The sequence below is a fragment of the Plantactinospora sp. GCM10030261 genome (assembly GCF_042666615.1).
Classification (GTDB): domain Bacteria; phylum Actinomycetota; class Actinomycetes; order Mycobacteriales; family Micromonosporaceae; genus KBS50.
In genome coordinates this window covers 73,391-87,498 of the sequence record NZ_JBHTDD010000028.1, presented here as the reverse complement: position 1 = coordinate 87,498, position 14,108 = coordinate 73,391, and the positions used below count along the sequence as shown (strand labels likewise).

Genomic DNA, 14,108 nt, shown 5'->3' with positions numbered 1-14,108 from the left:
ATCACAAAGCACCCTGTTGAGTTCTCAAAGAACAACCACACACCACCAAGAACCACCACACAAGCAGCAGCCCCGATGAGGCATCTCAGTTGTCCGCCTTACGGTTTCCCGCTTGGCACTTCTCCGACGTTACTCGGCCGTTTTCGCCGTGTCAAACCGAGTTCATCCCGATTTGACCCGGCGGAGCCGAACTCCGCCAACCCCGATCCACCACGGACATGGCGATAGCCGTGGCCGATGATCGTAGGATTCGGCAGACCGGCCGCTGCGGATCGCTCCGCCGCTCGCCCGGCTCCCTGCCGACCGACAACCTTACCCGAGGCTCTCCGAACCGCCAAATCGAGCGATCTACCGCGTCGATCGGCCGCTGGAGCCCTCCGCTGGCTCGCGCCAGCCGACGGCTGTCGGCTGCCCTTCGTTGCCTGATCCGGCGCTGTTCACACCGGCTTGTCTCCGGCCCCTCGGGCACGGCAAAACCTACGCGCTCGGTCGATCAAGCGTCAAACCGAGCGGGCGCGTTCCCGGTCACACCCGGCCGCCGGCGGAGCCGGCCACGGGCGGAGCCGGCCACGGGCGGAGCCGGCCACGGGCGGAGCCGGCCACGGGCGGTGGGCCGGCCGGCCGACCGCGCTCACCGCGTGAGTTCGACCCCGGCGAACGTCCGCTTTCCCCGACGCAGGACCAGGAACCGACCATGCAGCAGCGCCTCCGGGGAGACGGTGGCCTCCACGTCGGAAACCCGCTCGTTGTTCACGTACGCGCCACCCTCGGTGATCGCCCGACGTGCCTCGTTGAGGCTGCCCACCAAACCGGTCTCCTTGAGCAGGCTGGCCACCGGCGGCAGGTCGGCAAGGCGTACCAGACCGGCCTCGGCGAGCGCGGCGCGCAGGGTGGCCGCGGACAGTTCGTCAAGCGAACCCCGCCCGAACAAAGCCTGGCTGGCCGCGACCGCCTCGCGCGCCTCCTGCTCGCCGTGCACCAGCGCCGTCAACTCCTCGGCGAGCGCCCGCTGGGCGAGCCGGGCCGCCGGCCGCTCGATCGTCGCCCGCTCCAACTCCTCGATCTCCGCCCGGGACCGGAAGCTGAAGTACCGCAGGTAGCGGCCGGCGTCCCGATCGTCCGCATTGATCCAGAACTGGTAGAAGGCGTACGGGCTGGTCATCGCCGGGTCGAGCCAGACCGTCCCGCCCTCCGTCTTGCCGAACTTGGTCCCGTCGGCCTTCGTCACCAGCGGTGTGACGAAGGCCTGCACCGGACCCGCCCCGCGCCGCCGCACGTAGTCCACCCCGGCGGTGATGTTGCCCCACTGGTCGGAACCGCCGAACTGAAGGACGCACCCCTCGCGCCGGTGCAGCTCGAAGTAGTCGTTGGCCTGGATGAGCTGGTAACTGAACTCGGTGAAGCTGATGCCGCTCTCCAACCGGGCCTTCACCACCTCGCGGGCCAGCATCCGGTTTACCGGGAAGTGCTTCCCGACGTCGCGGAGAAACTCCACCACCGACAGCTCACCGGTCCAGTCCAGGTTGTTCACCAGCTTGGCCGCGTTGACCCCGGTGTACGAGACGAAGGGCGCCAACTGGTCCCGGATCCGCTCCACCCAACCGGCCACCACCTCGGGCGCGTTCATGCTCCGCTCCCCGGCCTCCTTCGGATCACCGATCTGCCCGGTGGCGCCGCCGACCAGCAGCAGCGGCCGATGCCCGGCCCGCTGGAGGCGGCGGGCGGTGAGCACCTGCACCAGGCTGCCGACGTGCAGGCTCGCGGCGGTCGGGTCGAAACCGACATAGAACGTGACCGGGTCGCCGGCCAGCAGCCGGCCGAGTTCATCGGGGTCGGTGGAGTCGTAGATCAGACCCCGCCAGCGGAGGTCATCGAGCAGCCCAGCGTCGACGGCCGGCGCTTGCGAGGAAAGGGCACTGTCGGTCACGGTTGGCATTCTCCCCCATCGCCAGGCCACGCCCGTACCCGGTTTCGGGTGCCGGGTGGCTACGCTGACCGCCGGAAGATCGACCTAGGGAGGATCCGTCGTGCGGGAGCCGGAGATGACCGGCGGTTTCGTCGCGTTGCTGGGCCTGGAATTCGAGGAGACCACCCCGGACCGGGTCGTCGTGCACTGGCAGGTCCGGCCGGAGCTGCACCAGCCGTACGGCATCCTGCACGGCGGCGTGCACGCCTCGGTGGTGGAGACGGCAGCCAGCTTCGGGGCCGCGCTGTGGTACGGCGACAAGGGCGTCGTGGTCGGGGTGAGCAACCAGACCGACTTTCTCCGCGCCGTCCGCGACGGAAAACTCACCGCCGTCGCCACGCCGATCCACCGCGGGCGCACCCAGCAGTTGTGGCAGGTGGAGATCACCGACGACACCACCCGACTGGTGGCCCGCGGCCAGGTCCGTCTCCAGAACGTCCCGTCGGACCCGCCGCTCGGCGGCTGACCGATGCAGGATCTCCTGGTCAACCTCGCGTCGAGCGTACTGGCCGGGGTGGCCGTCTGGACCGGTCAGCGGATGCTCCGCTACCACCGGCGGGCCCGGATGCGGGCCTTCTTCGGCATCCGGCCGCAAGCGGTGTGCCTGCTGCTGCTCGCGCGACACTTCTCGTCCCGGAACCCGCTGAGCGTGCACCGGCAGGATGTCGCCGCCGCGGTCGAGGTGGCGTCGATCATCAACGACTGCGGCGGTCGGGCCGACCTGTCCCTCGCCGACACCGATCCGCACCGGGTCGGGCAACTCGCCGAGTTCTGCGTCGGCGGACCGAGCGCCAACCCGCGCACCGCGGCCCACCTGCGGGCGCTCCTGCCAGGAGTCAGCTTCGGAACCGGCCCCGGCCCCGGCCAGATCGAGGTCGGTGGCCAGACCTACCACCGCGACCGCGGGGTGGCCGACTACGCGCTGATCGCCCGGGTGGCCGGCCCAGCCGGCGGGCGCCCGGTCTTCCTGATCGTCGGCCAGACCGCGCTGGCGAACCTCGCGGCCGCCCGGCTGCTGGCCCGCGACCACCGGCAACTCGCCCGCCGGTACGGCACGGACCGCGACTTCTGCCTCGTGCTACGGGTGGTCGAGCCGGACAGTTACGGCCCGGACTACACCGAGATCGTCGCGGACGTCTCGGCGGCCGCGCGCCGCCCCGTGCTCCCTCCGGCGCCTGCTCCGCCGGCCGGCCCGGCAGGCACCGGCCCGGCGGCCATCGACCCAGCAACCAACCCGACGGACCCGGCAGCCACCGGCCCGGTCGACCCAGCCAGCGGCCCGGCCGAGCCGCCACCGGAGCGGACCGACCCGCCGGATTAGTCACGACCGGCTACCGCTCCGATCCGGCGGCGTCGAGGGTCCGGTCCTCCGCGCGCTTCTCGACGGGGCGCACCCGCACCCGGGATATGGCGTGCCGGCTCACCTCCGCGACCTCCATCGACCAGTCGTCGATGGTGACCGCCTCGCCGGGTTCCGTGGGGATCCGACCCAGCACCGCGAGGATCAGGCCGGCCACGGTGGTGTAGTCCCCCTCCGGCCGACCGGGCACCTCGACGCCTATGTCGGTCAGGTCGTGCACCGGGAACGTTCCCGGCAGCAGCAGCACACCGTCCGGTTCGGCGCGAACCCCGCGAACATCCCGGTCGGTCTCGTCGTAGATCTCGCCGACGATCTCCTCGAGCACGTCCTCCAGGGTCACAATCCCGTCGACGGATCCACGCTCGTCCACCACCAGCGCGATGTGCTGCCGTTCCGCCTTGAACTGGCGCAGCGCCTCCACCACCGGCAGCGAGTCGGGCAACAGCATCGGCGGCCGGGCGACATCGTCGATCGGCCGGTCGTCCGGTACGCCGACCAGGTCACGCAGGTGGACCACGCCCACCGCGTCGTCCAGCATGCCGTGCCGCACCACCGGTGCCCGGGAGTTGCCGGACGCGGCCAGCACGATCCGGGCGGCCTCGGCGGACGTCCCGCTGTCCAGGCAGAAGACCTCGAGCCGGGGTACGAGCACGGCTCGCAACTGCCGGTCGGCGATCTCCACGGCACCGGCGATGATCGTCTGCTGTTCGACGGTCAGGCCATGATGCCCGGACACGATCTCCCGCAGTTCGTCCGGGCTGATCTCGTCCTTCTGCTGCCCCGGGTCGACGCCGAAGATCCGCACCACCAGGTCGGTGGTCTTGCCCAGCAACCACACCGCGGGTCGGGTCAGGCTGGCCAGCATGTCCAGCGGCCGGGCCACCACCAGCGCCCACCGCTCGGCGCGCTGCATGGCGATCCGCTTGGGCGCCAGCTCACCGAAGACCAGGGTCACGTAGGTCAGCACCAGCGTGACCAACACCACGGCGGCCGGTTGGGCCGCCCCGCCGAGGAAGCCGAGCAGCGGCACCAGCGGCCGAGCCAGTGACACCGCCGCGGCGGCCGAGGCGAGGAAGCCGGCGAGGGTGATCCCGATCTGGATGGTGGCGAGGAACCGGTTCGGGTCCTTCGCGAGCCGGGCCAGCACCCGGCCGGCGCGGCTCGTCCGTTCCAGCCGCTGGAGTTGGCTCTCCCGCAACGAGACCAGGGCCATTTCGCTGCCGGCGAAGGCCGCGTTGGCGATCACCAGAACGCCGACCAGGGCCAGCTGCATCCATGTCTGCACCGCTGTCGTCTCCTCATCCCACCCGGTCGTCGTCGCTCGCGGCGGGCACCCGGGCCGTAGCCTGCCATTGCCCAGCCGGCGCCGGCGCGAATCCACCGGTCCACGAACGGTACGCGGGGTAGAACGACCGCGGACAACCGACGCGCAGGTCAGCGGACGGCGCCGCCCCGGGTCGTACGATGAAACAGCCCCACCCACCGCAGGAGAGCTTGATGATTCGGACCTTCACCGCGGCCGTACACCAGGAGGAAGACTGGTATGTCGCCCGGTGTCTGGAGTTGGATGTCGCCAGCCAAGGGCTCACGCTGGACGAGGCACTCGCCAACCTCCGCGAGGCGGTTGAGGCGTACCTCGACGAGGTGAGTCAACCGACCATCGAGGCGACACCGCTCGTGACCTCCTTTCAGGTTGGCAGAGCCGCGTGAGCCCTGCGTTAGCCGATCTGCCGCTCCGCAAGGTGGTGGTCGTGCCGCAGCACGGCACCATCAAACGGGCACGCTCGCCTCGATCATTCGCCAGGCCGGACTGACGCCGACGGAGGTCCTGGGGTTTCTGGGGCGGTGAACATAGGTCAGCGTGGGCGGCTGGCCGGCGTTACCCGGGACCTGGTTCGGGGGACGTGCCGGCGGTAGGCGCTGACCGTCGGGTCCCCGGTGATCCAGAACCGCCACGGCACGTCGTGCGCGGCGGCCACGCCCACCCGCGGCCCGGCGGACACCGAGGCCGGCGGCACCGGCCGGGCGGGCGGCGTCAGCAGCAACGGGCCGCTGCCGTCCACCATCGACGTTCCGTTCGCCTCGGCGCCGACGCCGAGCGCCATGCCGAGCCGCGCGGGGCCGCGGGCCAGGTCCCGGTCCCGGACGCCGCCACGCCGTTCCCGGGCCAGGGCCAGGCCATCGACCACCTCGCCGGCCCGCATGAGCACCGCCGCCGCCTCACCGTCCGCCCCACAGACGATGTTGAAGCACCAGTGGGCACCGAACACGAAGTAGGCGTACGCGGTGCCGGCGGGTCCGAACATCACGCCGGTACGCGGCGTCGGGCCGCGATGCGCGTGCGACGCCGGGTCCGCGCCGGTGCCGGCGTACGCCTCCAGCTCGGTCAGCCGGATGCGTACGCCGTTGGCGGTGACCTCCCAGCCGAGCAGTGACCGGGCGGTGTCCGGGATCCGCGCGGCGGGCGCGGTGAGCCACGAGTAGTCCACGACACCAGCAAACCCGCTCGGCGCCGGGCACGCAAAACGGACGCGTCGGACGGCTCCCTCGATGATGCAACGTGCCGACCCCCGGACGCCGTCATGGGGGACGTGAGAATTCATGACGGCGGAAACCGCGCGACGACGGCCTCGCGGGCAACAGGTGGCCGGCGGCGGGCGCCGCGCTGGGCCCGGATCGTCGTGGCCATCGGCGCCGTCCTGACGACGGGCAGCGGCGCGGCGTTGGTCGCCACCGAGGTGCTCATCGATCGGGCCACCGCGAACATCGCCCAGGTCACGCTGCTCGACGAGGGTCCGACACAACGGGTTGCCCGCACCATCGACGGCCCGATCAACCTCCTGCTGGTCGGCATCGACGTGCGGCCCGGCTGGAGTGCCGGTGCGCGGGCGGACACGATCCTGATAGCGCACATCCCGGCCACCCACGACCAGGCCTACCTGATCTCGATCCCGCGCGACTGGCGGGTGCCCATCCCCACTGACGGGAGCGGCCACGGCGGCGGAACCGGAAAGATCAACGAAGCTTTCGGCGCGGGTTACCAGGGCGCCGGGACCGAACTGGAGAAACGGGCCCGAGGCTTCAAGCTGCTGTCGAAGACCCTGAAGGCGCAGACCGGGATCGTCTTCAACGGCGCCGCCCTCATCGACTTCCAGGGCTTCCAGGCGGTGGTCCGCGAGTTGGGCGGGGTCGACATGTGCGTCGACCAACGGGCCAGTTCGATCCACCTGGCCCGGGACCGCACCGGCAAGCTGGTGCGCGTCTCGTTCAACGAACGGACGAAGAAGGTGTACAACGTTCCGGCCGGGGCCCGCGTCGTCGTGCACGAGAAGGGCTGCCGGTCCATGCCCGCCGAACTCGCCCTCGACTACGCCCGCATCCGGTACGGCCTGCCGAACACCGACTACGACCGGCAGCGCCACCAACAACAGCTGATCAAGGCGATGGTCAGGAAGGCCACCAGCGCCGGGGTGGTCACCGATCTCGGCAAGCTGGACCGGGTGATCAAGGCGGCCGGCCGGGCCTTCATCCTCGACACCCAGGGCGTGCCTGTCGACGACTTCCTGTTCACGCTGCGCGGGGTGGCGGCCAAGGACCAGATCGTGCTCAGGACCAACCGGGGCACCTACAACCCGACGACGATCAATGGCGTGTCGTACGAGCTGATGAGCGCCGAGTCGATGGCGATGCTGCACGCGGTCCGCGACGGCACCCTGGCCGGGTACGTGGCCGCCCATCCCGAGGTCCGCCATCGCGAGACGGCAGCGGCCACGTCGTGACGCACGGCGTCGCGATCCGGCCCGTCCCCGTCACCCCGCCCGACGCCGTCGGCGCACCAGGCGCTGGCGGACCAGCAGCGGCACCGCGACGGATCCGGCCAGCGCCAACCCGATGACGCCGGTGCGCGGACCCCAGGAGACACCGCCGGACCCGGGGGCCGCGTCCGCTCCGGCCACGGCGGACGGGGCGGCGGTGCCAGTCGTCGGAGTGGGCTGGGCGGGCGTCACCAGCTCCCCGACCCGGGCGTCCCGTGGCGTGCCGAACCCCCAGTCGAGCAGCGTCGCCGCCTGTTCCCAGCCGCGCTGCGGGGCCGCCTCGGCACCGACCAGGGTGACCACCAGCCGGCGACCGTCGCGTTCGGCGGCGCCGACGAACGTGTGTCGAGCCAGGTCGGTGTAGCCGGTCTTGCCGCCCAGCGCCCCCGGATAGCGGAACAGCAACTGGTTGTCGTTGGTGATCCGGAAGCCCTTCGGGGAGCGGGGCGGCGCCGCCGGAATGTCGGCGGTGCGGGTGGCCACGTACCGGCGGAAGTCTTCCCGAGCGAAGCAGCCCCGGGCGATCAATGCCAGGTCGTAGGCGCTGGTGAACTGGCCCGGTCCGTCCAATCCGGACGGTGTGACGGCGTGCGTCTGGTACGCGCCGAGCCGGCGTGCCTCCGCGTTCATCGCGGCCAGCCCGCCGGGCAGCCCGTCGGCACCGCCGCCGATCCGGGCCAGGACGTTCGCCGCGTCGTTGCCCGAGTTGAGCAGCAACCCCAGCCACAGCGTCTCGACGGTGTACCGGCCGCCCGCCACCAGACCGACCGCCGAGCTGCCCGGCTCGAACGCCATGTCGTCGGCCGTCACCTCGACCACCCGGGTGGGGTCTAGTTTGGACAACATCGTCTCGATCAGCAGCAGCTTCTGCACGCTCGCCGGAGTCGCGTACTGGTGCGGGTCGCAGCCGCCCACGACGGCGCCGCTGTCCAGGTCGGCGACCAGCCAGGAGGTGGCGCTGACCGGCGGCGGACCGGCGGCGCCGGCCGGGGTGGCGAGCCCGGGGGTGGCCAGCGCCGCGCCGCCGACCGCCCGGTCGGCGGGATTGTCCGGCGGCGGGACGGCCCGGGGCGGCCGGGCCACCGCTGGCCGCGGCTGCGGACAGGGTACGGCCGGCGTGGTGGGCACAGTGGAGGTCTTCCGCCCGGACTGTCCAGCTTGCCGGTCGGCGTACCCGACCGGGTCCACCCGCACCGACTGTCCAGACTGTTCGGAGTGTCCGTACGCCGGCACCGGTACGCCGAGCAGTCCGCCGGCGACCAGTGCGACGGCAACCCGTCGCATCCCCCGCATGGGCCGACCATAGGACACCCGGACCGCGCCCCGGGCCGAGACGTGACAGCCGCCCCGGCGCCACGTACCGCCTCGCGAGGCATCGACCGGGACGCGCCGTACCCGATGCTTGGGGCCGGCGTCCGGCGTCGCCCGTGGCCTACCGGATGTGCCCGCCGTGGAGGTCCGTGCCGCGCGCACCCGACCGGCGGCCGGTGTCCGCTTCGCGGCGTCCGCTCAGCGCGGCACCACCGACTCGGCCGCCCAGGACCGCCAGCCGCGCAGGGCCTCGGCCGCCAAGGCGAGTTGGTCGGCAACCGGCCCCGGCCCGGTCGAGCCGGGCGTGATCCGGGCGGCCAGCGCCGACCGCACCGACAACACCCCGCGTACGTCGGGGTCCAGGTGCTCGCTGACCAGCCGGAGATCGTCGTCGGAGACCTCGTCCAGGGCACAGTCGCGGGCCGCGCAGAGCGCCACCAGCCGACCGGTGATCTCGTGCGCGTCGCGGAACGGCACACCCTTGCGGACCAGCCAGTCAGCCACCTCGGTGGCCAGCGAGAAACCCACCGGCGCCGCCGCGACCAGCCGGTCCACCCGGACCGTCATCGTGGAGATCATCCCGGCCAGCGCCGGCAGCAGCAGTTCCAGCGTGTCCACCGCGTCGAACGCCGGCTCCTTGTCCTCCTGCATGTCCCGGTCGTACGTCAACGGCAGGCCCTTGAGCATGGTGAGCACGTTCATCAGGCCACCCACCAGCCGACCCGACTTGCCCCGGGCCAGCTCGGCGATGTCCGCGTTCTTCTTCTGCGGCATGATCGACGATCCGGTGGCGAACGAGTCGTCCAGTTCGACCCAGCCGAACTCGTGCGACGTCCAGAGCACCACCTCCTCGCCGAGCCGGGACAGGTGCACGCCGACCAGGGCCGTGACGAACAGGAACTCCGCCACGAAGTCCCGGTCGGCGACCGCGTCCATCGAGTTGGCGAACGACTCCCGGAAGCCCAGCTCCTTGGCCACCGCCCCCGGATCCAGCGGCAGGCCCGACCCGGCGAGCGCCCCGGCGCCGAGCGGGCTCACCGCCGTCCGGTGGTCCCAGTCCCGCAGCCGCTCCAGATCCCGCAGCAGCGGCTGGACGTGGGCCAGCAGCCAGTGCCCGAAGGTGACCGGCTGCGCGTGCTGCACATGCGTCATCCCGGGCGCCGGCGTCTCCACGTGCGCGCCCGCCTGGTCCACAAGCGCCTCGGCCAGTTCCACCAGCCGGGCGGCCACGCCACGGGCGTGGTCCCGCAGATAGAGCCGCAGGTCGGTGGCGACCTGGTCGTTGCGGGACCGGCCGGCACGCAGCTTGCCGCCGAGGGCGCCCAGGCGTTCCAGCAGACCACGCTCCAGCGCCGTGTGCACGTCCTCGTCGTCCACGGTCGGGCGGAACGCCCCGGAGGCGCAGGCCGCCTCCAGGTCGTCCAGCGCCGCCAGGATCCGACCCAGTTCGTCCGGATCGAGCAGCCCGGCCCGGGCCAGCACCCGGGCGTGCGCCCGGGAGCCGGCGATGTCGTACGGCGCCAGCCGCCAGTCGAACTGGACACTCACCGAGAGCCGGGCCAGGGCCTCCGCCGGGCCACCGGCGAACCGACCGCCCCACAGGCTGGTCCGGTTGGTCGCGGCACTGTTCTCCGTCAGGCTCTTGTCGTCCACCCCACCTATTCTGGCGCTCACGATTCCAGCCGCGCGTCCCGGGCCGCGGCCATCTTGCTGGGCAGGCCCCACAGCTGCACGAAGCCCTTGGCGAGAGACTGGTCGAAGGTGTCCCCGGTGTCGTAGGTCGCCATCCCGAAGTCGTACAGGCTCGCCTCGGACCGCCGGCCGGTAACGGTGGCCCGACCGCCGTGCAGGGTGAGCCGCACCTCCCCGCTGACGTACCGCTGGGTGTCCGCGATGAACGCGTCAAGCGCGTTCTTCAACGGCGAGAACCACAACCCGTCATAGACCAGCTCACCCCAGCGCTGGTCCACGCCCCGCTTGAACCGCGCGGCGTCCCGCTCCACCGTCACCGCCTCCAGCTCCTGGTGGGCGGTGATCAGGGCGATCGCGCCAGGCGCCTCGTACACCTCGCGGCTCTTGATGCCGACCAGCCGGTCCTCCACCATGTCGAGCCGACCGACGCCCTGCGCACCGGCCCGCCGGTTGAGTTCCGCGACCGCCTGGTACGGGGTGACCGTCTCCCCGTCGACCGCCACCGGCACCCCGCTGTCGAAGGTGACGACCACCTCGTCAGGGTCGCGTTCGGCCGCCGGGTCGGCGGTGTACGCGTACAGCTCCTCGGTCGGCGGGTTCCAGATGTCCTCCAGGAACCCGGTCTCCACCGCCCGGCCCCACAGGTTCTGGTCGATCGAGTACGGCGACTTGGTCGTCACGTCGATCGGCAGACCCTTCTCCTCGGCGAACGCGATCGCCTTGTCCCGGCTCCAGGCGTAGTCCCGGGCCGGGGCGATCACCCGCAGATCGGGAGCGAGCGCCGCCAGCCCGGCCTCGAACCGCACCTGGTCGTTGCCCTTGCCGGTGCACCCGTGCGACACGATGGTGCCGCCGTAGGCCCGGGCGGCGGCTACCAGATGCTTCACGATCAGCGGCCGGGACAGCGCCGACACCAGCGGGTAGCGGTCCATGTAGAGCGCGTTCGCCCGGATCGCCGGCAGGCAGTAGTCCGCCGCGAACTCCTCGCGCCCGTCCACCACCACCGACTCCGCGGCGCCGCAGTCCAGGGCACGCTGCCGGATGACCTCCAGATCCTCGCCGCCCTGGCCGACGTCGATCGCCACCGCGATCACCTCGGCGCCGGTCTGCTCGGCCAGGTAGGGAATGGCGACCGAGGTGTCCAAACCCCCGGAGTACGCCAGCACGACCCGCTCGCTCATGATGTGGTGCTCCCTTCGACAATGTCCTCGCGGGCGGCCCAGGCGGAGAGCTTCTCCGCAAGCGCCGCGCCGCCGACGGCCTCGCGGGCCACGACGAAAATGGTGTCGTCGCCGGCGATGGTGCCGACGACCTCCGGTAGCCCCGCCCGGTCCAACGCGCTGGCCAGGAACTGCGCCGCGCCCGGTGGGGTACGCAACACGGCCGTGTTGCCGCTGGCGTCCGTCTCGGTGAGCAGCTCGCGCAGCAGCCGGATCAGCCGGGCCGGCGCCGACTCGGCGTCGCGCAGCGGCCGCTGCCCGTCCTCGGGGATCAGGTACACCGGCCGGCCGTCGCCGCCGCGGACCGTCACCGCGCCGAGTTCCTTCAGATCCCGGGACAGGGTGGCCTGGGTGACCTGCACGCCGTCCCCGGAGAGCAGGTCGACCAGCTCGGACTGGGAGTGGATCGCCTTGTCCCGGATCAGCTCGACGATCCGGGCATGCCGGGCCGCCCGGGTCAACGGGCCGGTCACGCCGACACCTCGCCACGCCGCTGCGACCGGGACGCCTCCAGCAGCCAGACCAGCAGCGCCTTCTGCGCGTGCAACCGGTTCTCCGCCTGGTCGAACACCGCGCTGTGCGGCCCGTCGAGCACCTCGTCGGTGATCTCCTCGCCACGGTGCGCCGGCAGGCAGTGCAGCACGATCGCGTCCGGCGCCGCCACCGCGAGCAGGTCCTTGTTCACCTGGTACGGCAGGAACGGGGTGACCCGGTCCCGCCCGTCACCCTCCTGGTTCATCGAGGTCCACGTGTCGGTCGCGACGGCGTGCGCGCCGTCGGCCGCCTCGATCGGGTCGCGGAGCACCTCGACCGAGCCACCGGTCCACGCGGCGATCTCGGCGGCCCGGGCCACCACCACGGGCGACGGGTCGTACCCGGACGGCCCCGCCACCCGGACATGCATGCCGGCGGTCGCCCCGGCGAGCAGATAGGAGTGCGCCATGTTGTTGGCCGCGTCCCCCAGGTAGGTGAGGATCCGGCCGGCGGTGTCACCGCACCGCTCCCGCACCGTGAGCAGATCGGCCAGCAGTTGGCACGGGTGGTAGCCGTCGGTGAGCCCGTTGATCACCGGCACGGTCGCACCGGCGGCCAGTTCGGCGATCCGGTCGTCGGCGTGGGTGCGCAGCACGATCGCGGTGACGTAGCGGGACAGCACCCGCCCGGCGTCGGCCAGCGACTCACCCCGACCGAAGTGGGTGACCTGGGTGTCCACCACCACCGGATGACCGCCCAGTTCGGTGATTCCGACGTCGAACGAGGTGCGGGTACGCAGGCTGGGCTTGTCGAACAGCACGGCGACCGACCGCGGCCCGGCCAGCGGCTGGAAGCCGAACCGGTCGGCCTTCATCCGGCCGGCCAGGTCGAGCACCTCGGCCTGCTCGGCCGGGCTGAGGTCGTCGTCGCGGAGCAGGTGGCGGATCATGCGGAAAGCTCCTGCCCGGTCGGCTCGGTGTCGGCGGTGCCTCCGGCGACGTCGGGGTCGGCCGCTCCGGCGGTGCTGTCGTCAGCGGGGGACGCCGCGTCCAGCGCGGCCGGCAACGCCGCCAGGAAGGCGTCCACCTGCTCGGCGGCGAGGATCAGCGGCGGAGCCAACCGCAGCGCGGCCGGCTGCACGGGGTTCACCAGGAATCCGGCGTCCCGCAGCGCGCCAGCGACCGCACCGGCCACCGGCGCGGTGAGCACCACGCCGATCAGCAGGCCGGCACCGCGTACCTGGTCGACAAGCGGATGCCGCAGCGCCTCGATTCCCCGCCGCAGCCGTTCACCGACCCGCTTGACGTGGTCGAGCAGGCCCTCCCCCGCGATGGTGGACACGACCGCGAGGGCCGCCGCGCAGCTCACCGGATTGCCGCCGAAGGTGGTGCCGTGCAGGCCCGGACCGAAGAGTCCGGCCGCCGGGCCGAACGCCAGGCAGGCACCGATCGGCAGGCCGCCGCCCAGTCCCTTGGCCAGGGTGACTATGTCCGGGGAGATCCCGTCGGCCTGGTGGGCGAACCAGTACCCGGTCCGTCCGATACCGGTCTGCACCTCGTCCAGCGCCAGCAGTGCGCCGTGCCGAGCGGTGATCTCCCGGGCCGCGGCGAGGTAACCGGGCGGCGGGACGACCACCCCGTTCTCACCCTGGATCGGCTCCAGGATCACCATGGCGGTGTCGCCGGTCACCGCGGCGTCGAGGGCGGCCACATCGCCGTACGGCACATGGGTGACCTCGCCCGGCAGCGGCCGGAACGGATCGGCCTTGGTCGGCTGACCGGTAAGCGCCAAGGCTCCCATCGTCCGGCCGTGGAACCCGCCATGGGTGGCCACCAGGCCGGTCCGCCCGGTGAGCCGGGACAGCTTGATCGCGGCCTCGTTGGCCTCGGCACCGGAGTTGGCGAAGAACACCCGGCCCGTCCGACCGGCCAGGGCGAGCAGCAACTCGGCGAGGGCCACCGGCGGTTCGGCGACATACAGATTCGACACGTGACCGAGGGTGGCGACCTGGCGCGACACGGCGGACACCACCGCCGGGTGGGCGTGCCCCAGGGCGTTCACGGCGATCCCGCCGAGCAGGTCGAGATACTCCCGACCGGAGTCGTCCACCACCACCGCGCCGTCGCCGCGGACCAGGGCCAGCGGCGGTGTCCCGTAGTTGTCCATCATGGCCTGTGACCAGCGGTCGACCAGCTCACTCACCGTTCCACCATCCGTTCGCGACTGGCGCTGGGGCACGTCTCGCAAACCCGGCTCACTCCTCGCGCTCT

At 72.0% G+C, this 14,108-nt stretch carries 12 protein-coding genes and 1 pseudogene; 4 read left to right on the top strand and 9 right to left on the bottom strand.

Annotation, left to right across the window (positions count from 1 at the left end; genetic code table 11):
• Nucleotides 1–631 precede the first annotated feature (631 nt).
• Nucleotides 632–1,936: a tyrosine--tRNA ligase gene (gene tyrS / locus ACFQUZ_RS26480; protein WP_377446842.1), complete on the bottom strand. Its 1,305-nt coding sequence runs from the start codon at nucleotides 1,934–1,936 to the stop codon at nucleotides 632–634.
• Nucleotides 1,937–2,042: 106 nt separating this feature from the next.
• On the opposite strand from tyrS, the gene ACFQUZ_RS26475 reads away from it, so the two are divergent.
• Together ACFQUZ_RS26475 and ACFQUZ_RS26470 are read left to right on the top strand one after the other, a co-directional pair.
• The gene (locus ACFQUZ_RS26475) at nucleotides 2,043–2,432 is read left to right on the top strand and encodes a PaaI family thioesterase (RefSeq protein WP_377446862.1); all 390 of its coding nucleotides are present in this window, start codon (nucleotides 2,043–2,045) and stop codon (nucleotides 2,430–2,432) included.
• A gap of 3 nt (nucleotides 2,433–2,435) precedes the next feature.
• Nucleotides 2,436–3,287, top strand: a complete 852-nt coding sequence (locus tag ACFQUZ_RS26470) for a hypothetical protein (RefSeq protein WP_377446840.1) — start codon at nucleotides 2,436–2,438, stop codon at nucleotides 3,285–3,287.
• 10 nt (nucleotides 3,288–3,297) lie between these two features.
• Here ACFQUZ_RS26470 and ACFQUZ_RS26465 read toward each other — a convergent pair whose 3' ends face one another.
• A complete protein-coding gene (locus ACFQUZ_RS26465; protein ID WP_377446859.1) occupies nucleotides 3,298–4,599 on the bottom strand; it encodes a hemolysin family protein in 1,302 nt (433 codons plus the stop codon).
• Between the two features lie 224 nt (nucleotides 4,600–4,823).
• Between ACFQUZ_RS26465 and ACFQUZ_RS26460 the strand changes: the two genes are divergently transcribed.
• Nucleotides 4,824–5,036 (top strand): type II toxin-antitoxin system HicB family antitoxin, encoded by a 213-nt coding sequence (locus tag ACFQUZ_RS26460; RefSeq protein WP_377446837.1) that lies wholly within the window; start codon nucleotides 4,824–4,826, stop codon nucleotides 5,034–5,036.
• Nucleotides 5,037–5,182: 146 nt separating this feature from the next.
• On the opposite strand, the gene ACFQUZ_RS26455 is transcribed toward ACFQUZ_RS26460, so the two are convergent.
• A complete protein-coding gene (locus ACFQUZ_RS26455) occupies nucleotides 5,183–5,815 on the bottom strand; it encodes a DNA-3-methyladenine glycosylase (protein ID WP_377446833.1) in 633 nt (210 codons plus the stop codon).
• Nucleotides 5,816–5,917: 102 nt separating this feature from the next.
• On the opposite strand from ACFQUZ_RS26455, the gene ACFQUZ_RS26450 reads away from it, so the two are divergent.
• Nucleotides 5,918–7,105: an LCP family protein gene (locus tag ACFQUZ_RS26450; RefSeq protein WP_377446830.1), complete on the top strand. Its 1,188-nt coding sequence runs from the start codon at nucleotides 5,918–5,920 to the stop codon at nucleotides 7,103–7,105.
• Nucleotides 7,106–7,135: 30 nt separating this feature from the next.
• Here ACFQUZ_RS26450 and ACFQUZ_RS26445 read toward each other — a convergent pair whose 3' ends face one another.
• The 6 genes and pseudogenes from ACFQUZ_RS26445 to ACFQUZ_RS26420 all read right to left on the bottom strand — a co-directional run.
• The gene (locus tag ACFQUZ_RS26445) at nucleotides 7,136–8,434 is read right to left on the bottom strand and encodes a D-alanyl-D-alanine carboxypeptidase family protein (protein WP_377446827.1); all 1,299 of its coding nucleotides are present in this window, start codon (nucleotides 8,432–8,434) and stop codon (nucleotides 7,136–7,138) included.
• 216 nt (nucleotides 8,435–8,650) lie between these two features.
• Nucleotides 8,651–10,114, bottom strand: coding sequence for an argininosuccinate lyase (gene argH, locus ACFQUZ_RS26440; RefSeq protein WP_377446857.1), 1,464 nt, complete (start codon nucleotides 10,112–10,114; stop codon nucleotides 8,651–8,653).
• 8 nt (nucleotides 10,115–10,122) lie between these two features.
• Nucleotides 10,123–11,325, bottom strand: a complete 1,203-nt coding sequence (locus ACFQUZ_RS26435) for an argininosuccinate synthase (protein WP_377446824.1) — start codon at nucleotides 11,323–11,325, stop codon at nucleotides 10,123–10,125.
• Nucleotides 11,322–11,837: an arginine repressor gene (locus ACFQUZ_RS26430; RefSeq protein WP_377446821.1), complete on the bottom strand. Its 516-nt coding sequence runs from the start codon at nucleotides 11,835–11,837 to the stop codon at nucleotides 11,322–11,324. The genes ACFQUZ_RS26435 and ACFQUZ_RS26430 overlap by 4 nt, the downstream gene beginning before the upstream one ends.
• Entirely contained in the window at nucleotides 11,834–12,787 is a 954-nt protein-coding gene (gene argF, locus ACFQUZ_RS26425) for an ornithine carbamoyltransferase (RefSeq protein ID WP_377446819.1), read from the bottom strand. Before argF ends, ACFQUZ_RS26430 begins: the two co-directional genes overlap by 4 nt.
• Nucleotides 12,788–12,797: 10 nt before the next feature.
• Nucleotides 12,798–14,040: pseudogene (locus ACFQUZ_RS26420) on the bottom strand (acetylornithine transaminase); the annotation flags it as partial.
• Between the last annotated feature and the right edge of the window lie 68 nt (nucleotides 14,041–14,108).

Coding starts and splice junctions, on each gene's coding strand:
- ACFQUZ_RS26435 (WP_377446824.1), bottom strand. CDS start 11,325: ATGAGCGAGCGGGTCGTGCTGGCGTACTCCGGGGGTTTGGACACCTCG.
- ACFQUZ_RS26475 (WP_377446862.1), top strand. CDS start 2,043: ATGACCGGCGGTTTCGTCGCGTTGCTGGGCCTGGAATTCGAGGAGACC.
- ACFQUZ_RS26465 (WP_377446859.1), bottom strand. CDS start 4,599: ATGCAGCTGGCCCTGGTCGGCGTTCTGGTGATCGCCAACGCGGCCTTC.
- ACFQUZ_RS26460 (WP_377446837.1), top strand. CDS start 4,824: ATGATTCGGACCTTCACCGCGGCCGTACACCAGGAGGAAGACTGGTAT.
- ACFQUZ_RS26470 (WP_377446840.1), top strand. CDS start 2,436: ATGCAGGATCTCCTGGTCAACCTCGCGTCGAGCGTACTGGCCGGGGTG.
- argF (WP_377446819.1), bottom strand. CDS start 12,787: ATGATCCGCCACCTGCTCCGCGACGACGACCTCAGCCCGGCCGAGCAG.
- ACFQUZ_RS26445 (WP_377446827.1), bottom strand. CDS start 8,434: ATGCGGGGGATGCGACGGGTTGCCGTCGCACTGGTCGCCGGCGGACTG.
- tyrS (WP_377446842.1), bottom strand. CDS start 1,936: ATGCCAACCGTGACCGACAGTGCCCTTTCCTCGCAAGCGCCGGCCGTC.